This window comes from Mesorhizobium sp. P2_C7 (assembly GCF_056404515.1).
Map to the genome: position 1 here is coordinate 67,562 of NZ_JBFUDW010000019.1, position 23,541 is coordinate 91,102.

19 protein-coding genes and 1 tRNA gene are annotated in these 23,541 nt (G+C 63.2%); 9 read left to right on the forward strand and 11 right to left on the reverse strand.

Annotated elements, in window-relative coordinates:
* Positions 1-32: 32 nt before the first annotated feature.
* Positions 33-1,451 (reverse strand): magnesium transporter, encoded by a 1,419-nt coding sequence (gene mgtE / locus AC1D2G_RS30400; RefSeq protein WP_477418720.1) that lies wholly within the window; start codon positions 1,449-1,451, stop codon positions 33-35.
* Between the two features lie 448 nt (positions 1,452-1,899).
* On the opposite strand from mgtE, the gene AC1D2G_RS30405 reads away from it, so the two are divergent.
* The 7 genes from AC1D2G_RS30405 to AC1D2G_RS30435 all read left to right on the forward strand — a co-directional run bounded on the left by AC1D2G_RS30405 (position 1,900) and on the right by AC1D2G_RS30435 (position 10,737).
* A complete protein-coding gene (locus AC1D2G_RS30405; RefSeq protein ID WP_477418792.1) occupies positions 1,900-2,523 on the forward strand; it encodes a response regulator transcription factor in 624 nt (207 codons plus the stop codon).
* Positions 2,524-2,657: 134 nt separating this feature from the next.
* Positions 2,658-3,848 (forward strand): aminotransferase class V-fold PLP-dependent enzyme, encoded by a 1,191-nt coding sequence (locus AC1D2G_RS30410; RefSeq protein WP_477418722.1) that lies wholly within the window; start codon positions 2,658-2,660, stop codon positions 3,846-3,848.
* 13 nt (positions 3,849-3,861) lie between these two features.
* The gene (locus AC1D2G_RS30415) at positions 3,862-4,824 is read left to right on the forward strand and encodes an HpcH/HpaI aldolase/citrate lyase family protein (protein ID WP_477228747.1); all 963 of its coding nucleotides are present in this window, start codon (positions 3,862-3,864) and stop codon (positions 4,822-4,824) included.
* 20 nt (positions 4,825-4,844) lie between these two features.
* Entirely contained in the window at positions 4,845-6,029 is a 1,185-nt protein-coding gene (locus AC1D2G_RS30420) for a malate--CoA ligase subunit beta (protein WP_095087266.1), read from the forward strand.
* Between the two features lie 13 nt (positions 6,030-6,042).
* Positions 6,043-6,942: a succinate--CoA ligase subunit alpha gene (gene sucD, locus AC1D2G_RS30425; RefSeq protein WP_477289360.1), complete on the forward strand. Its 900-nt coding sequence runs from the start codon at positions 6,043-6,045 to the stop codon at positions 6,940-6,942.
* A 77-nt stretch (positions 6,943-7,019) separates the two neighbouring features.
* Complete coding sequence (locus AC1D2G_RS30430; RefSeq protein WP_477418724.1) at positions 7,020-7,988, forward strand: 2-hydroxyacid dehydrogenase; 969 nt, start codon at positions 7,020-7,022, stop codon at positions 7,986-7,988.
* A gap of 64 nt (positions 7,989-8,052) precedes the next feature.
* Positions 8,053-10,737, forward strand: coding sequence for a phosphoenolpyruvate carboxylase (locus AC1D2G_RS30435; RefSeq protein ID WP_477418726.1), 2,685 nt, complete (start codon positions 8,053-8,055; stop codon positions 10,735-10,737).
* Positions 10,738-10,873: 136 nt separating this feature from the next.
* Here AC1D2G_RS30435 and AC1D2G_RS30440 read toward each other — a convergent pair.
* Positions 10,874-10,958, reverse strand: a tRNA-Leu gene (locus AC1D2G_RS30440).
* Between the two features lie 235 nt (positions 10,959-11,193).
* Between AC1D2G_RS30440 and lipB the strand changes: the two genes are divergently transcribed.
* Complete coding sequence (gene lipB, locus AC1D2G_RS30445; RefSeq protein ID WP_477418728.1) at positions 11,194-11,937, forward strand: lipoyl(octanoyl) transferase LipB; 744 nt, start codon at positions 11,194-11,196, stop codon at positions 11,935-11,937.
* A 165-nt stretch (positions 11,938-12,102) separates the two neighbouring features.
* Here the strand turns inward: lipB and AC1D2G_RS30450 are convergent, their stop codons facing one another.
* The 6 genes from AC1D2G_RS30450 to mce form a co-directional block, all read right to left on the reverse strand.
* The gene (locus AC1D2G_RS30450) at positions 12,103-13,353 is read right to left on the reverse strand and encodes a site-2 protease family protein (RefSeq protein WP_477418730.1); all 1,251 of its coding nucleotides are present in this window, start codon (positions 13,351-13,353) and stop codon (positions 12,103-12,105) included.
* Between the two features lie 524 nt (positions 13,354-13,877).
* Entirely contained in the window at positions 13,878-14,570 is a 693-nt protein-coding gene (locus tag AC1D2G_RS30455) for an ABC transporter ATP-binding protein (protein ID WP_184873474.1), read from the reverse strand.
* Entirely contained in the window at positions 14,567-15,853 is a 1,287-nt protein-coding gene (locus AC1D2G_RS30460; RefSeq protein ID WP_477228755.1) for a lipoprotein-releasing ABC transporter permease subunit, read from the reverse strand. The genes AC1D2G_RS30455 and AC1D2G_RS30460 overlap by 4 nt, the downstream gene beginning before the upstream one ends.
* A complete protein-coding gene (gene proS, locus AC1D2G_RS30465; RefSeq protein WP_477395531.1) occupies positions 15,850-17,178 on the reverse strand; it encodes a proline--tRNA ligase in 1,329 nt (442 codons plus the stop codon). The genes AC1D2G_RS30460 and proS overlap by 4 nt, the downstream gene beginning before the upstream one ends.
* Positions 17,179-17,808: 630 nt before the next feature.
* Positions 17,809-18,093 (reverse strand): DUF1467 family protein, encoded by a 285-nt coding sequence (locus tag AC1D2G_RS30470; protein WP_477418732.1) that lies wholly within the window; start codon positions 18,091-18,093, stop codon positions 17,809-17,811.
* A complete protein-coding gene (gene mce / locus AC1D2G_RS30475) occupies positions 18,090-18,494 on the reverse strand; it encodes a methylmalonyl-CoA epimerase (RefSeq protein WP_477395533.1) in 405 nt (134 codons plus the stop codon). Before mce ends, AC1D2G_RS30470 begins: the two co-directional genes overlap by 4 nt.
* 258 nt (positions 18,495-18,752) lie before the next feature.
* Between mce and AC1D2G_RS30480 the strand changes: the two genes are divergently transcribed.
* Positions 18,753-19,547 (forward strand): MBL fold metallo-hydrolase, encoded by a 795-nt coding sequence (locus AC1D2G_RS30480; protein ID WP_477395535.1) that lies wholly within the window; start codon positions 18,753-18,755, stop codon positions 19,545-19,547.
* Between the two features lie 15 nt (positions 19,548-19,562).
* On the opposite strand, the gene AC1D2G_RS30485 is transcribed toward AC1D2G_RS30480, so the two are convergent.
* Genes AC1D2G_RS30485 through nuoN form a run of 3 tightly spaced genes read right to left on the reverse strand, consistent with a single transcriptional unit; the run spans position 19,563 to position 23,529 of the window.
* Positions 19,563-21,233, reverse strand: a complete 1,671-nt coding sequence (locus AC1D2G_RS30485; protein ID WP_184873469.1) for a ribonuclease J — start codon at positions 21,231-21,233, stop codon at positions 19,563-19,565.
* Between the two features lie 32 nt (positions 21,234-21,265).
* A complete protein-coding gene (locus AC1D2G_RS30490) occupies positions 21,266-22,087 on the reverse strand; it encodes a biotin--[acetyl-CoA-carboxylase] ligase (protein ID WP_477395537.1) in 822 nt (273 codons plus the stop codon).
* A 5-nt stretch (positions 22,088-22,092) separates the two neighbouring features.
* Positions 22,093-23,529, reverse strand: a complete 1,437-nt coding sequence (nuoN, locus tag AC1D2G_RS30495; protein WP_457153270.1) for an NADH-quinone oxidoreductase subunit NuoN — start codon at positions 23,527-23,529, stop codon at positions 22,093-22,095.
* Positions 23,530-23,541: the final 12 nt, after the last annotated feature.

The following is a 23,541-nucleotide window of genomic DNA, read 5'->3' on the forward strand; positions in this document are numbered from 1 at the left end:
ACGTAAAAGTCAATTGAGGGCATGATGCGCCTTCAAGGCACCGCAAACCACCACGTGGCAATGCCGAGAAAGGCAAAGAAGCCGACGACATCGGTGACCGTGGTGACGAAGACCGCCGAAGCGACCGCCGGATCGATCTTGAAACGGTCGAGCAGCAGCGGGATCAGGATGCCGGCCAAAGCGGCCGCGAACATGTTGATGATCATCGCCGCCGCGATGATGCCGCCCAGATTGTTGTCGTGGAACCAAGTCGCGGCGACAATGCCGATCAGGATGGCAAAGACGATGCCGTTGATGAAGCCGACACCCATCTCGCGGCGGATGATGCGGCCGGCATTGTAGATGTCGATATCCTTGGTCGCCAGCGCGCGCACGGTGACCGTCATCGTTTGCGAGCCGGCATTGCCACCCATGCCGGCGACGATCGGCATCAGCACCGCCAGCGCCACGATATGCTCGATCGTGCGGTCGAACAGGCCGATCACCGAAGCCGCCAGGAATGCGGTCAAGAGGTTGACCAGCAGCCATGGCACGCGCGAGCGCGAGGTCGAAAGGATGCTGTCGGAAAGCTCTTCGTCGCCGACACCGCCCATGCGCAGGAGATCTTCTTCCGCTTCCTGCTGGATGACGTCGACGACGTCGTCGATGGTCAGCACGCCGACCAGCCGCTCGTTCTCGTCGACAACGGCGGCAGACAGAAGGTCATATTGTTCGAATTCCCGCGCCGCCTCTTCCTGGTCCATGGTGGCGGGAATGGCATGCCGCGTCTGATGCATGACCTCCTCGACCTTGACCGCGCGCTTGGTGCGCAGGATCTGGTCGAGGTCGATGGCGCCGAGCAGCTTGAAGGTCGGATCGATGACGAAGATCTGGCTGAAACGCTCAGGCAGGTTCTTGTCCTCGCGCATGTAGTCGATGGTCTGGCCGATCGTCCAGAACGGCGGCACCGCGACGAACTCGGTCTGCATGCGGCGGCCGGCCGTCTCTTCCGGATAGTCGAGCGAGCGGCGCAGCCTGATCCGTTCGGTGAACGGCAGTTGCGACAGGACCTCGTCCTGGTCTTCCTTTTCGAGGTCTTCGAGAATGTAGACCGCGTCGTCGGAATCGAGCTCCTGCACCGCCTGGGCGATCTGCGCATTGGGCAGATTGTCGACGATCTCCATACGGATCGCCTCGTCGACCTCGGTCAGCGCGGAGAAGTCGAAATCGGCGCCCAACAAGTCGACCAGCGCGCGGCGCTGTTCGGGATGCAGCGCCTCGAGCAGGTCACCGAGCTCCGACTGGTGCAAGTGGTCGACTTCATGCTTGAGCGTGAGCGTGTCGCGGTCGGCGATCGCCGCGCCGATCTGGGCAAGGAAGGACGATAGGACGGCGCCATCCTCGCCATAAATATCGGCGCGGGCGTCTTCAGCGGCCCTGGCGCCGGTCGTCCGTTCGTCCTGGCCTTCCACCAGCGCCTCCCGCCATCGCAATCCGGAAAAGGTGCGTCTCTGGTCTAGAGCATCGGACCCAAAAGTGGAAACCGCTTTTGGGAAGAATTCGCCGCTCAATCCAGGGATCGCGCGGCAGCACGATTCGATTTGGGAACCTATGATCCTAACGCACGGAATATCAAACGAAATGCGCGCTTCTCCTACCGGCCTGACTTCGCGCGAGGCGGACATCGCCGAGCCCTGGGCTGACAATGCCGATCGCGTCAAAACCAACAGGATACGGGTTCAGATGGCGCGACAGCGCATGTCGCTGGGGAAAGAGCACTCCTGCGCGGTTGCGGCGATTGTCATGGCACAGGGTCCGGATATCGGCCGGATCCGCCCATGCCCGCAACACGGTCCAGAACGGAAGCCCTTGAACGCAAGGTCGGCGAAAACGAACGAGGCCACATCAGGACAGCAACGCATTCGCGTCGTTGTCGCCGAGCGCAATCCGCTTGTCATATCGGCGCTCCGCGAAATGCTGGAATGCGACGGACGTTTCGAATTGCTGAGCGCCGTGCAGAGCGGCAGGCAACTCCTGGACCTGGCAGGAAAGACCAGGTTCGATGTCGCCGTCATCGGCTGGAGGCTGGCCGACATGGACGGCGCGGATGTCCTGGCCGAGGTCCAGAGCCGCAAGCTCGATGTGCGCATCACGGTGTTCTCCAACGACCACGACATCGGCATCTTGAAGCAGTGCGTGCGGCTTGGTGCTCAAGGCTACTGCTTCCAGTTCGACGATCCGCATATCATCTTCGAGACGATCCTGGCCGTCGCGCACGGCCGCATCTGCATCCCCTACATCGACATCAACAAGGTCAACGACACGCCATTGGCCCAGCTCACGGTTCGCGAGCGCGAACTGCTGGCGGTGCTTTCCGACGGCTGGACCAACCTTCAGATCGCAACGCGCACTGGAATTTCCGAGAATACGGTGAAGTATCACCTCAAGAATCTCTATGACAAGCTTGACGTCCGCAATCGCGCGATGGCCGTCGCGCTCTATTCGAGTGAGAAGCGTCGCAGTCCCAAGCAGCCTGTCGGATAGGACGACCGGGTAGGCCGAGCGGGTAGGCTCGCCCCACCCGCGCGCGGCGAGAACTTACCCACCAAGGTGTTGTTGCCCCTCGCCTTCCAAACGACACTCCCTCCACAAATCTCTAACTTCGGAGGAGTTCACGCATGGCTGGGTTCACCCACCTTTTTATTCCAGGACCCACCAACATTCCGGAGCAGGTCCGGCAAGCGATGAACCTCCCGATGGAGGACATGCGTGCGGGATCATTTCCTGATTTCACGCTGCCGCTGTTCGAAGACATCAAAAAGGTCTTCAAGAACGAAACCGGCCGCGTCTTCATCTACCCGTCGTCGGGCACCGGCGCCTGGGAGGCGGCGATGACCAATGTGCTCAGCCCCGGTGATAGCGTGCTGATGTCGCGCTTCGGACAGTTCTCGCATCTGTGGGTCGACATGGCCGAGCGCCTCGGCCTCGAGGTCGACGTGATCGACTGCGAGTGGGGAACCGGCGTGCCGCTCGACCTCTACGCAGAAAGACTGAAGGCCGACAAGGCACACCGCATCAAGGCAATCTTCTGCACGCAGAACGAGACCGCCACCGGCGTCACCAGCGATGTCGCAGGCTGCCGAGCCATACTCGACGCGGCGAACCACCCTGCCCTTCTCTTTGTCGACGGTGTGTCGTCGATTGGCTCGATCGACTTCCGGCAAGAGGAATGGGGTGTCGACTGCGCCGTCAGCGGCTCGCAGAAAGGCTTCATGCTGCCCGCCGGCCTCGGCTTCCTCTCGGTCAGCAAGAAAGCGCTGGCCGCTTCCAGGGTCGCGACTCACCGCCGCTGCTTCTTCTCGTTCGAGGACATGATCCGCACCAACGACGCCGGCTATTTCCCCTATACGCCGGCAACGCAACTGCTGCGCGGACTGCGCGCCTCGCTCGACCTGATCGCCGAGGAAGGGCTCGACAACATCTTCGCCCGTCACCATCGCCTGGCCGAAGGCGTGCGCAAGGCGGTCGACGCCTGGGGTCTGAAGCTTTGCGCGAAGGCGCCGAAATGGCACTCCGACACCGTCAGCGCCATCCTGGTGCCTGAGGGCATCGACAGCGGCGACGTCGTCAAGCGCGCCTACCAGAGCTACCGGACCTCGCTCGGAGGCGGTCTCAACAAGGTGCTCGGCAAGGTCTTCCGCATCGGCCATCTCGGCTGGCTGAACGAGGTGATGGTGCTGGCCTCGCTGTCGGCGGCCGAAATGGCGCTGCTCGATTGCGGCGTCCGGCTGGCGCCGGGCTCGGGCGTCGGCGCCGCCATCCAGCACTTCCGTGCCTCGGCCGAGGTACCTGTCGCCGAAGCGGCGTGAGAGGAACGCGACCATGAGCCACACGATCAACCATCTGAAAAAACTCCGGCTGCAGCGCAGCGAACTGGCGGTTCCCGGCTCGAGCCCGGAGATGATCGAAAAGGCTGCAAACAGCGCCGCCGATTTCGTCTTCCTCGACATCGAGGATGCGGTCGCCCCGCCAGACAAGGAACGCGCCCGCAAAAACATCATCCAGGCGCTCAACGACATCGACTGGCGCGCCAAGGGCAAGACCGTTTCGGTGCGCATCAACGGCCTCGACACGCACTACATGTACCGCGACGTGGTCGACGTGATGGAACAGGCCGGCGACCGGCTGGACACCATCCTGGTGCCGAAGGTCGGCGTTCCGGCCGACCTCTATATGGTCGAGGCCATGGTCAACCAGATCGAGATGGCCAAGGGTTACAAGACCCGCGTCGGCCTCGAAGCCCTCATCGAGACGGCGCTCGGCATGGCCAATGTCGAGGCGATCGCCGCCACGCCCGGCCGCCTGGAGGCGATGCATTTCGGCGTCGCCGACTATGCCGCCAGCAACAAGGCGCGCACCGTCAACATCGGCGGCCTCAATCCCGACTATCCGGGCGACCAGTGGCATTTCGCCCTGTCGCGGATGACGGTTGCCTGCAGGGCCTACGGCCTGCGCGCCATCGACGGGCCGTTCGGCGATTTCTCGGATCCTGAGGGCTACACGGCGGCGGCAAGGCGCGCGGCGGCACTTGGCATCGAAGGCAAATGGGCGATCCACCCCTCGCAGATCGCGCTTGCCAACAGCGTGTTCTCGCCGCCGGAAAAGGAAGTCGTCCGCGCCAGGCGCATCCTGGAAGTGCTCAAGGAAGCGGAGGCGCTCGGAAAGGGCGCGGCGGCGCTCGACGGCAAGATGATCGACGCGGCATCGGAACGCATGGCGCGCAATGTGCTGGTGGTCAACGAGGCAATCGAACGCGCCGGCCAGGCGCACGCTGCCACGCACTGAAGGCTCTTGGGAGGACAAAAATGGACATTCACGAATACCAGGCCAAGGAACTGCTTGCCCGCCACGGGGTTCATGTTCCGCGCGGCGGCCTGGCCTACAGCCCCGAGCAGGCGACCTATCGGGCGCGCGAGATCGGCGGCGGCAAATGGGTTCTCAAGGCGCAGGTTCATTCCGGTGCCCGCGGCAAGGCCGGCGGCATCAAGCTCTGCGCCAATGACGAGGAGATCTCCAACGCGGCCGAAGCAATGCTCGGCCGCAAGCTCGTGACCCAGCAGACCGGCCCGCGAGGCAAGCTGATTTCGCGGCTCTATCTCGAAGAGGCCGTCGACATCGCGCAGGAGCTCTATGTCGGCTTCGTTCTCGACCGCAAGGAAGAGCGCGTCATGATCGTGGCGTCCGCCGCCGGCGGCATGGAGATCGAGGATATCGTCGAGAGGGCGCCGGATTCCATCATCCGGACCACGGTCGATCCGGGCGTCGGCATGCAGCGCTTCCAGGCGCGCGAGATCGCATTCGGGCTCGGCCTGGACCAGAACCTGATCGGCAAGGCGACCGAAACCATCTTCAGCTGCTACCAGGTGTTTCGCGACTACGACGCCTCGATGCTGGAGATCAATCCGCTGGTGGTGACGCGCGACGGCAACCTCGTCGCGCTCGACGCCAAGATGTCGTTCGACGAGAACGCGTTGTTCCGGCGGCCGGAAATCTCGGAGCTGCGCGACAAGAGCCAGGAAGACCCGCGTGAGACCTTCGCCAGCGACCGCGGCCTCTCCTATGTCGGTCTCGACGGCAATATCGGCTGCATCATCAACGGCGCCGGTCTCGCCATGGCGACGATGGACATGATCAAGATCGCCGGCGGCGAGCCGGCGAACTTCCTCGACATCGGCGGCGGCGCCTCGCCGGAGCGGGTCGCGAAATCGTTCCGCGCCGTGCTTGGCGACAAGAATGTCGAGACCATCCTGGTCAACATCTTCGCCGGCATCAACCGTTGCGACTGGGTCGCCGAGGGCGTCGTCAAGGCAATCCGCGAAGTCGGCGTCAACGTCCCCCTGGTGGTGCGGCTTGCCGGCACCAAGGTCGAGGAAGGGCGCCGCATCCTGGCCGATTCCGGCGAGGCGGTGATCGTCGCCGAAACGCTGGCGGAAGCCGCCGAAAAAGCCGTCGCCGCATGGCGTTCGGCAACGCTCAAAAAAGCAAGCTGAGGGAGCTGAAAATATGGCAATCCTGCTCAACCGCGGCACGCGGGTCATCGTCCAGGGCTTCACCGGCAAGATCGGCAGCTTCCATGCCGAAGACATGAAGCGCTACGGCACCAAGCTCGTCGGCGGCGTGACGCCCGGCAAGGGCGGTCAGAAGCATCTCGGCCTGCCGGTCTTCAACACCGTCAAGGGCGCCGTTCGCGAAACCCGCGCCGAAGCCAGCATTGTCTTCGTGCCGCCGCCTTTCGCCGCCGACTCGATCATGGAAGCCGCCGATGCCGGCATAAAGCTATGCGTCTGCATCACCGACGGCATCCCCTCGCAGGACATGATGCAGGTGAAGCGCTACATGCTTCGCTACCGTTTCGAGGACCGCATGCGGCTGATCGGTCCGAACTGCGCCGGCGTGATCACGCCCGGACAGGCACTGATGGGCATCATGCCGGGCAGCATCTATCTCCCCGGCCGCGTCGGCATCGTCGGGCGCTCGGGCACGCTCGGCTACGAGGCGGCCTCCCAGATGAAGGCGCTCGGCATCGGTGTCTCGACCAGCGTCGGCATCGGCGGCGATCCGATCAACGGCTCGTCCTTCAAGGACATGCTGAAGCTGTTCGAACAGGACGACGAAACTGATGCCGTGGTCATGATCGGCGAGATCGGCGGACCGCAGGAGGCGGAAGCCGCGATCTGGGCGCGCGACAATATGCGCAAGCCTCTGATCGCCTACATCGCCGGGCTTTCCGCGCCGAAGGGCCGGCGCATGGGCCATGCCGGCGCCATCATCTCGGCGTTCGGCGAGTCGGCGCAGGAAAAGGTCGAAATCCTCAAAGAGGCCGGCGTCGTCATCGTGCCGACGCCATCGTCTTTCGGGGAGGTCGTGGCCAATACCCTGGCCGGGATGAAGAAGGCGGCCTGACGGTCGCATGGCGCAAAATGTGAAGTCTGTTTCGGGTCGGCGGATGCATCGCGGCCCATCGATCGGCAGGAAATTCGATGAAACCGCGTTTGATTGTCACCCGGAGATGGCCGGCCCCCGTTGAAGCGATCCTCGCCGAGCGCTTCGACACGACGCTCAACCCCAGCGATACGCCGCTGAGCCCTGCCGCAATGACATCGGCATTCGCGAATTTTGACGCGATCCTGGCAACGGTCAGCGACCGCTTGCCTGGTGCAGTGTTTCCCGAGAACACCGCCCGCACCCGGATCATTGCCAATTTCGGCGTCGGCTTCAGCCATATCGATGTCGCGGCAGCCCGCGACCGCGACATCGTCGTGACCAACACTCCGGGCGTGCTGACCGATTGCACCGCCGACCTCGCCCTCAGCTTGCTGTTGGCTGTCGCGCGCCGGACTGGTGAGGGCGAGCGGCAGTTGCGGGCCGGAGAGTGGCGCGGCTGGTCGCCAACCCATATGGCCGGCGCGAAGGTGTCGGGCAAAACCTTGGGTATTGTCGGCATGGGGCGCATCGGCAAGGCGACAGCCAGGCGCGCGCATTTCGGCTTCGGTATGAACATCGTGTTCTTCAATCGGTCCCCGGTCGATGATGACGAGACGCGCGCCATGGTCGCGGTGCAGATGCCAACCCTGGAAGATGTGCTCACCGCATCCGATTTCGTGTCGCTGCACTGTCCGGGCGGCGCGGAAAACCGCCATCTCATCAATGCCCGAAGCTTGCGGTCCATGAAAAGCGACGCGTTCCTGATCAACACGGCGCGCGGCGACGTCGTCGACCAGGATGCCCTGATCGGTGCACTGGAAAGGCGCGAGATCGCTGGGGCGGGTCTCGACGTCTTTGCCGACGAGCCGGCCGTTCCGGAGGCGCTGAAGCGGTTGGAGAACGTGGTGCTGTTGCCGCATCTCGGGAGTGCGACCGAGGAAACGCGGGTGGCAATGGGCATGAAGGTGGTGGAGAACCTGACCGCCTTTTTCGAGGGTCGCCCGGTCCCCGACCGGGTCGCCTGACAGCAGGCGCCGCCCTCGGTTCAGGGCTACAGCGGCATCGGTGCGGACGAAGCAGGAAACCGGTTTGGAACAGAGCAGACGCATCAACTTTCGTGAGGACGAGCGCAGCCTGTTGTTGCGCTTGCTGCTTCAGGTCGCAAGCGCGCGTGAGCCGGAGATCGCCGCCGTTCTGGCCGGACGTCGGTCGCTTGTCTCCCTCGCCGCGGAGCAGCGCATCCCGGCGCTTCAGGCGAGCGGCGTATGGTTCCAGTTGCTGGCGATAGCAGACGAGTTGCTTGCCATGCGGGCGCGCCGCGAACTCGAACAAGGCGCGGGTGTCGACGAAGTGCCCGGTTCCTTCGCCAGCGTGATCGCGCAGATGGCAGCGAACGGCCACTCAGCCGAGGAAGTCCAGGCGAAGCTCGATGAGCTTCGCGTCGGCCCGACCATGACCGCGCACCCGACGGAAGCCAAACGGGTCACGGTGCTGGAGATCCACCGCCGTATCTATCGCAAGCTGACCGAGCTCGACCAGCCACGCTGGGCGCCGCGCGAACGCTCCTTGTTGGTCGCCGATCTGGAAAGCGAGATCGAGCTTCTGTGGATGACGGGTGAGCTGCGCCTGGAGCGTCCGACGGTCGAACGCGAAATCGCCTGGGGCCTGCATTTCTTTCGCGAAGTCATCTTCGAGGCAACGCCGCAGCTCTATGGCAAGCTTCAGGGCGCCTTCGAGCGTCACTATCCGGGAGAGCCGATCAGAATTCCCTCATTCATGCGCTATGCCTCGTGGATCGGCGGCGACCGCGACGGCAATCCAAATGTGACTGCCGTAGTCACCGCCCATGCCATGGCCGAATACCGCAACACCGCCATAGGCTGGTATCTGACGCAGGTACAGCGGCTGGTGACGGTGCTCAGCGCCAGCTCGAACGTCATCGACCTGCCGGCCAGCTTCAAGCCGGTGCTGCAAACGGCGCTTGATAAAAGCGGACTGGCGCACATGATCGCCGCCCGCAACCCTGACGAACCGCTTCGCCAGTTCGCCTCGGCCTTGCTTGCCCGGCTGGAGGCCACGCGAGACGGCGGTCCGGCGGCATATCTCTCGGCAGAGGCGTTTCGTGCCGATCTGAACGGGCTGTCTTCCGTTCTCGAAGCGATCGGAGGTCGCGCGGTAGCCAAGCGTTTCATCCAGCCTCTGCTTTGGCAAGTCGGAAGCTTCGGCTTCCGCACGGTCTCGCTCGACATCCGGCAGAACTCCACCGTCGTCAACCGGGTGCTGGCCGAGCTGTTTGCGCTGGCAAATCCCGCCGATCCGGTCGTAGCCGGCACGCCGCAATGGTCGGCGCGCATTCGCGCAGCCATCAGCCAGGGCGAGCGGCTGGAGATCGACGCAGGCCGGCTCTCGCCTGAAGCAGGTGAACTGCTTTCGACATTCTCCGTCATCCGCGAGCAGATCTCCGGCTCGGATGCCGACGCTGTCGGCTCCTTCGTTCTCAGCATGACCCGCTCGGCCGACGATCTGCTCGCGGTCTATCTGCTGGCGCAATATTGCGGACTTTCAACCGCGCCCGGTGGTGGCGGCACGATCAGGCTGCGGATCGTGCCATTGTTCGAGACTATCGCCGATCTAGAGGCCGCACCGGGCATCCTGAATGGATTGCTCGGCGTTTCACTGGTGAGGCGGACAGTGCGGGATTTCGGCGCGCGCCAGGAAATCATGCTTGGTTATTCGGATTCCAACAAGGACGGCGGTTTTCTGGCTTCCAATTGGGAACTGGCAAAAGCGCAAAAGCGCCTCGCCGCCGTCGGGCGCAAACACAACGTCAGGATCAGTTTCTTTCACGGTCGCGGCGGCTCTGTCAGCCGCGGCGGCGCGCCGACTGGCCGAGCGATCGCGGCACAACCGGAAGGCACGGTCGCCGGATCCATGCGCGTGACGGAGCAGGGCGAGGTCGTATCGTCAAAATTCGCCAATCGCGGCACCGGCCTCAACCAGCTCGAGGTTCTCGCCGCTGGCGTGCTGGCCCACGGTGTCGGATCGCCCGGTGATGTCGAGCCGAAGGAAACGCCGGAGTTCGACGAAGCGCTGGAAGCGCTGGCAGGCATGTCGCAGGCATCCTACGCCGGGTTGATGGCCGAGCCCGGTTTCCTCGATTATTTCAACCAGGCGAGCCCGGTCGCGGAGCTGGCGCTCCTGAAAATGGGGTCAAGGCCGGAGCGCCGTTTCGGCGCCAGCGGCATTGCCGACCTGCGCGCGATTCCCTGGGTGTTCGCCTGGAGCCAGAACCGTCATCTGTTGACCGGGTGGTATGGCATCGGCAGCGCGCTTAGCTCTTTCGTTGCTGTACGCGGCGAGGCCGGGCGCGAACTTCTGGCTTGCATGTTCGAGCACTCGCGCTTTTTCCGCTTGATCGTCGACGAGGCCGAGAAGACGCTTTACCAGTCCGACATGGAGATCGCGGGGCTCTACGCCCGCCTGGTGTCCGACAGCGATGCGGCCCGGCGAATCTACGCCCGCATCGCCGCTGAATACGAGTTGACGCGACGCCTGATCGGCGACCTCACGGGAGGCGATCTTTCCGCGCGCTTTCCGATGTTCAAGCGGCGTTTCGACAGTCTGCGGCGACAGATGGATGACATTCACCGGCTGCAGGTCGATCTGCTGCGTGAAGTTCGGGCAAATACCGGCACAGCGGATCAAAAGCGGGCGACCGACGCTCTGCTTGTATCGATCAATTGCATTTCGGCTGGCCTTGGGTGGACGGGATAGGCCCTAAAAGGCGAAGCGGCGGCGTGGTCTGAAGGACGCGCCGCCGCTGCCGCTTCGATCCCCGGAAAGCCCTGTGGCCGCGACGTGTCATCGCCTGCCGTCAGAGCTCGCCAGAAGCAATCTGTCAGGGAAATTTTGGTGCGGTCGAGAAGACTCGAACTTCCACGGGTTGCCCCACAGCGACCTCAACGCTGCGCGTCTACCAATTCCGCCACGACCGCACGTGGTAGGAGCCGGAACCGACCGGCTCGCGGCGTGTAGCAAATCGTTTCCGGCGAAACAAGTGCGCCGCAAGCAATAATCGCCAGCGATTGGCATAACGTTCCACAGAATTGGAATGCGCAGCCGAAACTGGACGTTTCGGCCTGATAGCGCCATATGGAAGGCAAATGGATGTCGCCCGAAAGCGCAAGGCGGTTTGGGATCATGGCATGCATAAACGAAAAACGAAAAGCCATGCCAGAACGCAGCCAGATCGCCACGTCGTTCCTGCCGCTCCCCGGTTCAGCACCGGTCGAATGGCGCATCGAGCCTGGCCTCACCGCCTATCCCGATGCGCTGGCCTTCATGGAGGAGCGTGCCGAGGCGATCCGAAGCGGTGCCGCCGGCGAAATGGTCTGGCTTGTCGAACATCCGCCGCTTTACACCGCCGGCACCAGTGCCCGTAGCGAGGACCTGATCGACGCGAACCGTTTTCCAGTGTTCGCGGCTGGGCGCGGCGGTGAGTACACCTATCATGGGCCGGGCCAGCGGGTCGCCTATGTGATGCTCGACCTGAAGCGGCGCCGCGAGGATGTCCGTGCTTTTGTCGCCGCGCTTGAACAGTGGATCATCGGCACGCTCGCCGCTTTCAACGTGCACGGCGAACGCCGCGAGGACCGCGTCGGTGTCTGGGTGGTGCGGCCGGATCGCCCTGCCCTGCCGGACGGCTCGCCGGCCGAAGACAAGATCGCCGCCATCGGCATCAGGCTGCGGCGCTGGGTGAGCTTTCACGGCATCGCCATCAATGTCGAACCCGACCTAGACCATTTCAGCGGCATCGTGCCGTGCGGCGTCCAGGACCACGGCGTAACCAGCCTGGTCGATCTCGGCCTTCCCCTGACGATGGCCGATCTCGACCTGGCCCTGAAATCCGCCTTCGAGGACGTGTTCGGTCCTGCCACGGCTTTGCCTGTCGAAGCCGCCCGCAAGGCCGGCTGACCATCCGGTCTGGGACTACCCAAGGTGTATTGAGATTCAGGTCAGGCCGCGCCGAGAATGGTGGATTCCGAGAACCGGAGCGGAGCGTACTTTTGGGTACGTGAGCACCGGAAGCGCAGGAAGCCGCCGTTCGCAGGCCGGCATCACCTGAATTTCAACACACCTTCAGATGAGTTGCGCGGACGCCCACAGCACGCCGTAGCCATGGATGACGAACACCGCCAGCAGCGCGCCGGCGATGACGAGGCGGTCGACAGTGCGGATCGGTTTCAGCTCGTGGCGCGGCTTTACCCCGCTCCTCATCGTCAGCAGGCTGAGGATTGAGAAGACCGCGCCCGCGGCGAGCAGAAAGCCCGGGGAAAAGCCGGCCTGTCGGCCAAGCGCCAGGAAGGCCGAAAGCAGGGAGAACGAGGCCAGCGCCAGCACGATCGGCCCCGGGCAGATCTGGCGCAGCACCTGGCCGCCATCGAATTTCCACACCGGCACCAGATTGGCGATGTTGAACAGGGCAGCAAAGCCCGCCAGCGTTGCCAGCAGCATTGCTGCCAGTCGATATCCTTCCGCGCCGGCAAAGGTGCTGGCGGCGACGACGACCGGCACCAGGAAGGCGGAGAAGCCAGCGCCCATCAACGCCACGAAGGCGACTTCGAAACGGCTGTCATATGGACGCCCGCCAATGGCGATGCCGCCGAGCAGCGGAATGAAGATCATGCGCGCCTTGTTGTGACCCATCAGGCGAAACGCGGCCATGTGGCCGAGCTCGTGCAGGGCCACCACTGACGTCAGGATCGCGGCCAGCGCCAGTCCGCCGAGATGAAGCCCGAAGAACGGCCACAGGATCAATGCCGACAATGCCGCGAAGCCGACCTGGCTGAGCGGATGCTCGAACCAGCCGCCCTTGCGATACCGCCCGGTCCTTGCCCAGCGCTGCAGCTTGGAGAGTTCCCGGCGCATGGCGAAATAGCGGAAAACCAGGAAGGCAAAGCCGCGATAGCGATCGGTCTGGCCAAGCGTGACCCGCGTGCCGCTGCCTTCGGAAACGAGCTCCGTGGTTTCGCGAAAATCCTTCCAGAACGAGGTGTCGAGCGCGGTATCCTCGATGACCCGCATCGAGAAACGGCTGCCCTCGACTACGTCTTCAAACCGCGACTTGCGCTCGATCGGCTTACCGTCGCGGCCTTCCCAGGACAGCATGATGCGGGCCATGCCCTCGCCGTCCAGCGGCTCGGCCGAAAGGATCTCGCCGGACCAGCCGGCATCGCTGCCAAGCGGCCACAGCGCCTGCCAGAGGCGCTGCCGGTCCATAGCCACGACACGGCTGAGCCTGATCGTGCGCAAACCAAGCGGCACGTTCATCAAGAGAAAGATCAGCCCGAGATTGCTGGCCACGAGGATGGTCGTGACGATGGGCGACACGCGACGTTGCTCCCTGTCTAGGAGGGACTACCCTAAACGTCGCGGCGGCAAGAAAAGCTTAACAGGAAAACTCGGTTCCCGGATGCATGCCATTCGCGTCGGCGTCTCAGTGAATGGCACGCCGCCAGCGTTGATGCCCCCTCTCCCCGTTTTTAACGGGGAGAGGGTAAGTGTGAGGAGTTTCGCGCCCGAGGGACGCTTGCGTTCGCGCCACGTCCTCAACTCCAGATCACATGGCGCCGATCCAGATCGCCATGGAAATGATAAAGGTGCTCATGCAAACCAGTGAGATGACATCCTGAACCAGATCGGTCATAACTCTCTCCTGTTGTTGATATGTTTTTAATTTGTTCTAATTTTGTTCTATTGTCAACGGTCGGAATCCGGCCGCGTCCGGAATTTCCGGGCGATCAAATCGGCAGGGTTAAGGAAAGGTTGACGGGCGTGCGACAACCATCAATGGAGCCGTAACGTGCACTGAGGGCGGACTGTCTGCGAGCTCGCCAGGTCTGTCGAGACTGAGATCAGCCCGAGCCGAGCGGCACCACTTTGCCGTCGGCCAGCGTGACGCGCCGGTCCATGCGCGAGGCCAGTTCGTGATTGTGGGTGGCGATCAGCGCCGCGAGGCCCGATTGCTTGACCAGCGCCGCCAGCGCCTCGAACACATAGGAGGCGGTGACGGGGTCGAGGTTGCCAGTCGGCTCATCGGCCAACAACACCAGCGGTGCGTTGGCAACCGCGCGGGCAATGGCGACGCGCTGCTGCTCGCCGCCGGAAAGCTCAGACGGACGGTGCGACGCGCGCTTGCCGATCTGCATGTAGTCGAGCAGTTGCGCCGCGCGCTCCGACGCCTCCTTGCGGCTCAGCCCCTTGATGAGCTGCGGCATCATGATGTTTTCCAGCGCCGAGAATTCCGGCAGCAGGTGATGGAACTGATAGACGAAGCCGACATCGTTGCGGCGGATCGCCGTGCGCTCGTCATCTGAGAGCCGGCCGCAGGCACGGCCGGCCAGGATGACGTCGCCGGCGTCGGGACGCTCCAGCAGGCCGGCAGTGTGCAGCAGCGTCGACTTGCCGGTGCCCGACGGCGCCACCAGTGCCACCATCTCGCCGCGCTTCAGCGAGAAATCGGCGCCGTTGAGAATGGTGAGCTTGCGCGGCCCCTGGACGTAGTGCCGCTCGACGCTCTTCAGCTCGATAATGGCCTCGGCCATCATTCATACCTCAAGGCTTCGACGGGATCGAGCCGGGCGGCTCGCCACGCCGGAAACACCGTTGCCAGGAAGGACAGCCCGAGCGCCATCAGGATGACGTAGGTCGTCTCGCGCGGATCCATTTTCGCCGGCAGCTGGCTCAGGAAATAGAGCTCCGGGTTGAACAGCACCTTGCCGGTCATCCACGAGAAGAACTGGCGGATGGATTCGATGTTGGTGCAGATCAGCACGCCGAGCAGCACGCCGGCGATCGTCCCGGTCACGCCGATCGCCGCCCCGGTCATCAGGAAGATGCGCAGGATGGCGCCGCGCGACGCCCCCATGGTGCGCAGGATGGCGATGTCATGCCCCTTGTCCTTCACCAGCATGATCAGGCCGGAAATGATATTGAGCGCCGCCACCAGCACGATCAGCGTCAAGATCATGAACATGACGTTGCGCTCGACCTGCAGGGCGGAAAAGAAGGTCTCGTTGCGCTGGCGCCAGTCGACGAGGTCGATTGGCCGCTGCGCCGCCTCCTCCACCTTCGGTTTCAGCGCGTCGACATCATCGGGATTGTCGACATAGATCTCGATCGTCTGGGCCCGGCCGTCCATGTTGAAATAGAGCTGTGCCTCCGAGAACGGCATGTAGACGATGGAACTGTCATATTCCGACATGCCGACTTCGAAGATCGCGGTGATCGGATAGCCCTTCATGCGTGGCGTCGTGCCAAGCGGCGTCACGTCGCCGTCGGGCGAGATCAAGGTGATCGTGTCGCCGAGCGCCAGGCCGAGATTCTCGGCCATGCGCTTGCCTATGGCGACGCCCTCGCCGGTGTCGAAACCGGCGATCGAACCCTGCTTGACGTTGGCCGCGACGATGGCGATCTTGCTCAGATCCTCGCCGCGTATGCCGCGCACCAGCGCGCCGGTCCCGCCGCCGACATTGCCTTGCGCCAGCACCTGGCCGTCGATCAGCGGGATGGCGTATTTGACGCCGGGCACGCCGTTGATGCGTCCGGCGACCTGCGCGTAATCCTCAAGCGGCGAATCGAGCGGCTGCGCGATCAGATGGCCGTTGACGCCGAGGATGCGCGTCAACAGCTCCGCCCGGAAGCCGTTCATCACCGCCATCACCACGATCAGCGTGGCGACCCCCAGCATGATGCCGAGGAAGGAGATCGAGGCGATCACCGAGATCACCGTCTCCTTGCGCCGCGAGCGCAGGTAGCGCCAGGCAACCATGCGCTCGAAGATGGAAAAAGGTCCGGCGCCCGCCGATCTTGCCGCCGCCACGTCGCTCATGCGGCGCTGCCAAAGCGTTTTTTCGCGTCGGCGATCGGCAGCGTCTCGCGCTCGCCGGTCTTGCGATTCTTGATCTCGATCTCGCCTGCGGCAACGCCGCGCGGCCCGACGATGACTTGCCACGGCAGGCCGATCAGGTCGGCGGTGGCGAACTTGCCGCCCGGCCGCTGGTCGGTGTCGTCGTAGAGCACATCCTTGCCGGCGGCGACGAAGGCGGCATGCAGCTCGTCACAGACGCGGTCGCACTCGGCATCGCCCGCCTTCATGTTGATCAATCCGATGTCGAATGGCGACACCGCTTCCGGCCAGATGATGCCGTTGTCGTCATGGCTGGCTTCGATGATCGCCGCGACCAGGCGCGACGGACCGATGCCGTAGGAGCCGCCGGAGACGAAATGATCCTTGCCGTCGGGCCCGGTCACCTTGGCGCCCATCGGCTTGGAATATTTGTCGCCGAAATGGAAGATGTGGCCAACCTCGATGCCGCGCGCCGAAACCTTGTCGCTTTCGCCGATCTTCTCCCAGGCCGCCTCGTCATGCATCTCGTCGGTGGCGGCGTAGGGCGTCGTCCATGTCTTGACGATGTCGCCGATCTCGGCGTCGTTGGCGAAGTCGGTCTTTTCTCCGGGCACGTCCAGCGAAAGATAGTCGCGATGGCAGAAAACCTGGCTCTCGCCGGTGTCGGCGAGGATGATGAACTCATGGCTGAGATCGCCACCGATCGGCCCGGTGTCGGCCCGCATCGGAATCGCCTGCAGGCCCATGCGCGTAAACGTCCTGAGATAGGACACGAACATCCTGTTGTACGCCGCCTTGGCGCCCTCGAAGTCGAGGTCGAAGGAATAGGCGTCCTTCATCAGGAATTCCCTGCTACGCATGACGCCGAAGCGCGGCCGCACTTCGTCGCGGAACTTCCACTGGATGTGGTAGAGATTGAGCGGCAGGTCCTTGTAGGACTTCACGTAGGCGCGGACGATCTCGGTGACCACTTCCTCATTGGTCGGGCCGTAGAGCATGTCGCGGTCCTGCCGGTCCTTGATGCGCAGCATCTCCTTGCCGTAGTCATCATAGCGGCCGCTTTCGCGCCACAGATCCGCCGACTGGATGGTCGGCATCAGGATTTCCAGCGCACCGGCGCGATTCTGCTCCTCGCGGATGATCCGGCAAACCTTGTCCAGCACCCGCTTGCCGAGCGGCAGCCACGAGAAACTGCCCTGCCCCTGCTGTCGGATCATGCCGGCGCGCAACATTAGCCGGTGCGAGACGATTTCGGCCTCGCGCGGATTTTCTTTGAGGATAGGCAGGAAATAGCGCGACAAACGCATGGACTGGTCCGTGAGTGAGGATGGCCGCGCGGGAATCGGCGCGACACGGGCTTGCTTGCCCCGGCTTCATAGCCATTTCATGGCGGAATGGAAACCCGGACGCATCGATCCGAAAATCGGAAATCGGCTTTCGGAATGGCACGATACATGGGGTCGAACGTGCCTGAGCATCCTCGCGCGTGCCTCGGACACCCGGCGTTCCAGGGATGCTGCAGTGCCGCGCGCGTCTTACTGGTCGTTTCCCAAGCAAAGCCTGCCACACTATTGTGCAGTGCAGCACGAGAATGCCCGTTTCAAGGCAAAATTCTACGTGACATTTTCATTCGCGTTGGGCTAATGTGCCCCGATAACCGAGAGGGTAGAGAAAAATCTGCTCTCCTACGCGGTCAAAGTCTTGGGAGGATGCGATCTAGGCGCGGTAACTCGCTGCCGCCGGAAACCGGAAACAGATCGGACGCGTTTAAATTGCAAGGCCTTGTGCCTTGCATTTTTTTTGTGCAAACATCTGGTTAGCAGCAGAGATTGATCAACTGGATGACCTTGCGTCAACCGGCACAAAGCCAGAATCGCCATGGCCTCCAGGCGATATCGTGTCGATCTCGAATCGGCTGAAACGCGGCCTGAAAAGGCCTATTTCGTTGGCGTCTGACTGAATTCCGGAATGATGTGCGGCACCTCGTCGAGGCTGTATCCCAACCCTTTCGTCAGGCCATAGAAAATGCCCATGAGAACCGCCGTCGCGACGGTGGTTCGCAGGATGGCGCGCAGCATATGCGGGCCGCGCGGCGCACTTGGAACCGTGCCCAGCGTCACGTCATGATCGTCGTCCTGCGTCCTGACGCTGAACGGCAGCACGACGAACAGCACGATCCACCAGGTGGCGAAGAAAAGTGCGGCGAACGACACCCAGCTCATGATTGCTCCAGTTCGATCAGCGTACCGAAGAAATCCTTCGGATGCAGGAACAGCACCGGCTTGCCATGCGCCCCGGTCTTCGGATTGCCGTCACCTAGCACGCGCGCGCCTGCGGTCTTGAGCTGATCGCGCGCGGCCAGGATGTCGTCGACCTCGTAGCAAAGATGGTGCATGCCGCCGGACGGGTTCTTCTCCAGGAAAGCGGCGATCGGCGAGCCCTCGCCCAGCGGCTCCAGAAGTTCGATCTTGGTGTTGCCGACATTGACGAACACCACGGTCACACCGTGCTCCGGCAGTGCCTGCGGCTCCGTCACTTCGGCGCCGAGCGTGTTGCGATAGGCGGCGACGGCCACAGCCAGATCCGGCACTACAAGCGCGACATGATTCAGGCGACCGAGCATATCCGAGCATTCCCTTCTGGGTCCCGATGGCTGGCGTCATACGTCAAATCGACTGATATCAACAGCCTTTCACCAGGCGCGCACTGTCGCACTTCGATGAGCCGTCCTCGAACGCCGTTGAACGGGCCGAGAGTTTCAAAAATAGCCGCCCAGGCTGTTCCAATCGGCAACTGCGAAGTACAAACGGCAATGTCCGATGCTCACCCTTCTCGCCCACGCGTTTTCACATTCGGTCTTGGCTCATTCAAGGTTGCCGCTTTGCTCGATGCCGTCGATGTTCGCGACAACCTTGCATCGGCCCTGGCACCTGGACAGTCGTCAACCGCAGTGCACGAACTCGCTGGCTCGAACTTCATCGACCGCGATCGCTACGAGCACTGTTTCATCCCGACGCTGATCGACACCGGTTCCGAAAAGATCCTGTTCGACACCGGATGCGGAGATGCGGACAGTTCGCTTTTGGAATGTCTGCAGGACCTTGGGCTCGGGCCTGATGACATTGACGTGGTGATCATCACCCACGGGCACCCGGATCACATCGGAGGACTTGTGAAGGATGGCGAACCCGTTTTCAGGCGCGCACGCTATGTATTCGGCGCGGCGGAATTCAGCTTCTGGACCGAGGGAAATGCGGTGCGCGAGGCCAGATTGAAAAACCGCGATCTATTCAGGCGCATTTGCAGCAACCTGGCCGACCAGGCAACATTCATAGCGCCCGGAGATAAGGTTGCGCCTGGCATTACCGCCATCGACGCAGCCGGTCATTCTCCCGGGCTGCTGGCGTTTCTCGTCGAAAGCGACGGACAGCAATTGCTCATCTGGTCGGACGCTTTCCTGCACTATGTCGTGTCCATCCAGCGGCCGGAGTGGCGTGCCGATCTGGATGATGACAAAGACCTGGCCATCGAGACCCGCAAGCGACTGCTGAAGATGGCCGCGGAACAGCGTCTGTTGATCGCTGGCCACCACATGCCATTTCCAGGACTGGGCTACGTCGAGCAGGTAGACGGCTCTTTTCGCTGGCTTCCCGTCAGCTATCAGCTGAACGTATAGCGAACGCTGCCACCCTCACCGGGTGACGAACACCGTCACCAGCGGTTTCTTGCCCCAGGCTTCGTTGGCAGCGCCGCGCACAGCGCGCCGTACTGCCTCTTGCACCAGGTCGAGATCCTTTCGGCGCTGGCGGGGGATCGAATCCACCGCGCCGACTGCCGCATCGATCATCAGATCTTCGAGCGCCTCACCGCTTGCATCGGCCTCAGCGACGCCGATGGCGACCAGATCGGGATCGCCGGCAAGCTCATATTTGTCGTCGAGCACGACATTGACCGCGACATGGCCGGCAAAGGACAGCTTGCGCCGATCGCGAATGCCCATCGCCTGATCGGTGCCGATCAGACTGCCGTCCTTGTAGATGCGCCCGAACGGCACCTGGTCGATGATGGTGGCGGGACCGGGAGCGAGCCTGAGCATGTCGCCGTCTCGCACCTGCGCCACCTGGCCGATGCCTGAGGTCGACATCAGCGACCCCTGCGCCACCAGATGCGCCGCCTCGCCATGCACGGGAACGCCGATCTGCGGCCGCACCCATTCGTACATCTTGCGCAATTCGCTGCGCCGCGGGTGCCCGGAAACATGCACCAGCGCGTCGCCGTCCTCGATGATCTTGATGCCGAGGTCGATCAGGCGGTTCTTGATCTCGAGGATCGCCTTTTCATTGCCGGGGATCGTGCGCGAGGAAAACACCACTGTGTCGCCGGCCGTCAGCGACACCGATTTCATTTCTTCGCGCGACAGCTTGGCCAGCGCCGCCAAAGGCTCGCCTTGGCTGCCAGTGCAGATGATCACCAGGTTTTCGCGCGGTATGAAGCCAAAATCCTCTTCGGCGATGAACTCGGGCAGCCCGTCCATGTAACCGAGTTCATCAGCCACATCGATCACCCGCTTCAGCGAACGGCCGAGCACTAGGCACTGGCGTCCGGCATCCCGCGCCGCCTTGGCAATGGAGACGATGCGGCCGACATTGGAGGAGAAAGTGGTGACGGCGACGCGGCCCTTGGCAGCTTGGATGACGCCCTTGAGGCCCTCGCCCACGGCGACTTCCGAAGGCGACTCGCCTTCCCGCAGCGCATTGGTCGAATCGCAGATCAGCGCCAGAACACCCTTGTCACCATAGGCGCGGAAACGCGCTTCGTCGGTCTTGGGTCCGATCGTCGGTTCCGGATCGATCTTCCAGTCACCGGTGTGGATGACGGTGCCGGCCGGCGACGTGATCGCCAGCGACATTGGCTCGGGGATGGAATGCGCGACGGGAATGGCTTCGATCTCGAACGGGCCGACCGTGAATTTCTCGCCCGCCCGGTAAATGGTCAGCGGGATCTTCGGCGCGCCTTGTTCGCCCTGCCGCTTGGCTTCGAGCAGGCCGGCGCTGAACGGCGTCATCCAGACCGGGGCCTTCAGCTTCGGCCAGGTGTCGAGCAGCGCGCCATAATGGTCTTCATGCGCATGCGTGATGATGATGCCGCGCAGATTGGCGAGGTTCTCCTCGATGAAGCGCGTGTCGGGCAGCACCAGGTCGACGCCGGGCAGGCTGGCGTCGGGGAAAGTGACGCCGACATCGATGACGATCCACTCGCGCGCGCTCGGCGGGCCGTAGCCGTAGAGGGCGAAGTTCATGCCGATCTCGCCGACGCCGCCGAGCGGCACGAAGACGAGTTCGGCGTTTTCCGCTTTCGCCATGTTTTTTCCTTCCTGGCCCTCAGGCCAGCCCGTTAGACGCGGGCAGACGCCACCGCGCCGAAATGCACGTCGCCGGCGGCGATCGTCAGAATAGAACCTTCATCGTCGCGGATCACGAAACGGCAGTCCTCGTCAATGGTTTCAAACACGCCGCGCACCACATTACCGTCAATTCTGACAGCAACCTCGCCGCCAAGCCCCGCAGCCCGTGCCAGCCAGCGTTGCCTGACAGCGGCAAGTCCGCGCCCCTCATCCCACAACCGGGCATTCTCGCTCCAGGCATCCGACAGCGCCAGAAACAATGTTTCCGCATCGCATGTCGCGCCCAGCGCGCGCAATGAAGTTGCCGGATAAGGCAAATCCTCGGGATATGCCACAACATTGACGCCGATGCCGACCGCCACCGCGAAACGGCCGCCGTCCAGGATCGCCGATTCCAGCAGGATGCCGGCCAGCTTGGCGCCCGAGGCAAGCACGTCGTTCGGCCATTTCAGCTCGAACCGGTTTTTGCCCGCACTTGCGCCGTCGAGGCCTATGGCGATCCGGCCCTTCGGCACGACCGCGTCGAGCGCATCGGCCAGCGCCAGCCCGGCGACGAAGCCCAGCGTCGCGGCAAGACGAAGCTCGGCAGTGGTGATGACAAGCAGCGTCGCCGCGAGGTTGCCTTCCGGCGTCGCCCAGACACGGCCGCGCCGCCCGCGCCCGCTTTCCTGCTTCTTGGAAACGACCCACAATCTGCCGGGGTCGCCCGCCCGGGCATGGTCCAGCGCCAGCGCATTGGTGGAGCCGACGCTGTCATGTGCCTCGAGCCGGAACCCTTCCGACGCCGAGGTAGGAGCCAGCCGAAACGCCATGCCGTTTAGAAAAATGTCTTGGCAGCGGCTTCGGCATAGGTGCCGATCGGCCCGCCGATCAGCACGTAGAACAGCACGAAGGCGCCACTGACGCCGAGCACCAGGCGCAGTTCACTCGCCATCGGCACAAAGCCGCCAACCGGCTCATCGAACCACATGATCTTGATGATGCGCAGATAATAATAAGCACCCACCACCGAGGCCAGCACGCCGATGATCGCCAGCGCGTAGAGGTTGGCGTTGATGGCGGCGAGGAAGACGTACCATTTCCCCCAGAAGCCGGCGAGCGGCGGAATGCCGGCCAGCGAGAACATCAGGATGGTCAGGATCGTCGCCATGATCGGGTTGGTCGACGACAGACCGGCCAGGTCGCTGATCAACTCGACATTGCCTTCCTTGCGCCGCATGGCGAGGATGAAGGCGAAGGTGCCGAGCGTCATCACCAGGTAGATCAGCATGTAGATGGCGACGCCACGCACGCCCGCCTGGCTGTTGGCGGCAAGGCCGACCAGCGCGTAGCCCATGTGGCCGATCGAGGAATAGGCCATCAGTCGCTTGATGTTGGTCTGGCCGATCGCCGCGAAGGCGCCGAGCGCCATCGAGGCGATCGAGATGAAGACGATGATCTGCTGCCAGTCCGAGGCGATCGGCTTGAACGCGCCCATGGTGACGCGCACCATCAGCGCCATCGCCGCCATCTTGGGAGCAGCCGCCAGGAAGGCCGTCACCGGCGTCGGCGCGCCTTCATAGACGTCGGGCGTCCACATGTGGAACGGCACCGCCGAGATCTTGAAGGCAAGGCCGGCCAACACGAAGACCAGACCGAAAACCAGGCCAAGCTGGCGCTCGCCGCTGCCCAACGCCGTGGCGATCTCCTGGAAGCCGGTGTTGCCGGTGTAGCCGTAGACCAGGCTGATGCCATAGAGGAGCATGCCCGACGACAGTGCGCCGAGGACGAAATACTTCAGGCCGGCCTCGGTCGAACGCAGATTGTCACGGTTGATCGCCGCCAGCACGTAGATCGCCAGCGATTGCAGTTCGAGGCCGAGATAGAGCCCGATCATGCTGTTGGCCGAGATCATCAGCATCATGCCGAGCGTGCAAAGCAGGATCAGCACCGGATATTCGAATTTGTCGAAATGCTCCGCTTTGGCAAAGCGCATCGACATCACCAGCGTCACCGCCGAGCCGATCAGCGCCAGCACCTTCATGAAGTGGGCGAAGGAATCCTGGATGAAGGCATTGCCATAGGCGCTGCCCTGCCCCGTGCGGAAGACCAGCCAGGCGCCTGATAACACCAGCACGGCGACTGCGAGGCCGGTCACCGTATTGGCGGTGTTGGCGCGCGAATAGGCGCCGACCATCAGCAGCGCCAGCGCGCCGATGGCGAGGATCAGCTCTGGCGTCGACAGCGACAGGCTTGAGAGAAGGTCCGGCGTCATGGTTCGCAAAAC

Bases quoted from the DNA above. Each gene is read 5' to 3' on its own strand.
- proS (WP_477395531.1), bottom strand. From the start codon at position 17,178: ATGCGTTTGTCGCGCTATTTCCTGCCTATCCTCAAAGAAAATCCGCGC.
- AC1D2G_RS30455 (WP_184873474.1), bottom strand. From the start codon at position 14,570: ATGATGGCCGAGGCCATTATCGAGCTGAAGAGCGTCGAGCGGCACTAC.
- sucD (WP_477289360.1), top strand. From the start codon at position 6,043: ATGGCAATCCTGCTCAACCGCGGCACGCGGGTCATCGTCCAGGGCTTC.
- mce (WP_477395533.1), bottom strand. From the start codon at position 18,494: ATGCTCGGTCGCCTGAATCATGTCGCGCTTGTAGTGCCGGATCTGGCT.
- lipB (WP_477418728.1), top strand. From the start codon at position 11,194: ATGCCAGAACGCAGCCAGATCGCCACGTCGTTCCTGCCGCTCCCCGGT.
- AC1D2G_RS30485 (WP_184873469.1), bottom strand. From the start codon at position 21,233: ATGGCGAAAGCGGAAAACGCCGAACTCGTCTTCGTGCCGCTCGGCGGC.
- AC1D2G_RS30430 (WP_477418724.1), top strand. From the start codon at position 7,020: ATGAAACCGCGTTTGATTGTCACCCGGAGATGGCCGGCCCCCGTTGAA.
- AC1D2G_RS30490 (WP_477395537.1), bottom strand. From the start codon at position 22,087: ATGGCGTTTCGGCTGGCTCCTACCTCGGCGTCGGAAGGGTTCCGGCTC.
- AC1D2G_RS30470 (WP_477418732.1), bottom strand. From the start codon at position 18,093: ATGAGCTGGGTGTCGTTCGCCGCACTTTTCTTCGCCACCTGGTGGATC.
- nuoN (WP_457153270.1), bottom strand. From the start codon at position 23,529: ATGACGCCGGACCTTCTCTCAAGCCTGTCGCTGTCGACGCCAGAGCTG.
- AC1D2G_RS30410 (WP_477418722.1), top strand. From the start codon at position 2,658: ATGGCTGGGTTCACCCACCTTTTTATTCCAGGACCCACCAACATTCCG.
- AC1D2G_RS30460 (WP_477228755.1), bottom strand. From the start codon at position 15,853: ATGAGCGACGTGGCGGCGGCAAGATCGGCGGGCGCCGGACCTTTTTCC.
- AC1D2G_RS30420 (WP_095087266.1), top strand. From the start codon at position 4,845: ATGGACATTCACGAATACCAGGCCAAGGAACTGCTTGCCCGCCACGGG.
- AC1D2G_RS30415 (WP_477228747.1), top strand. From the start codon at position 3,862: ATGAGCCACACGATCAACCATCTGAAAAAACTCCGGCTGCAGCGCAGC.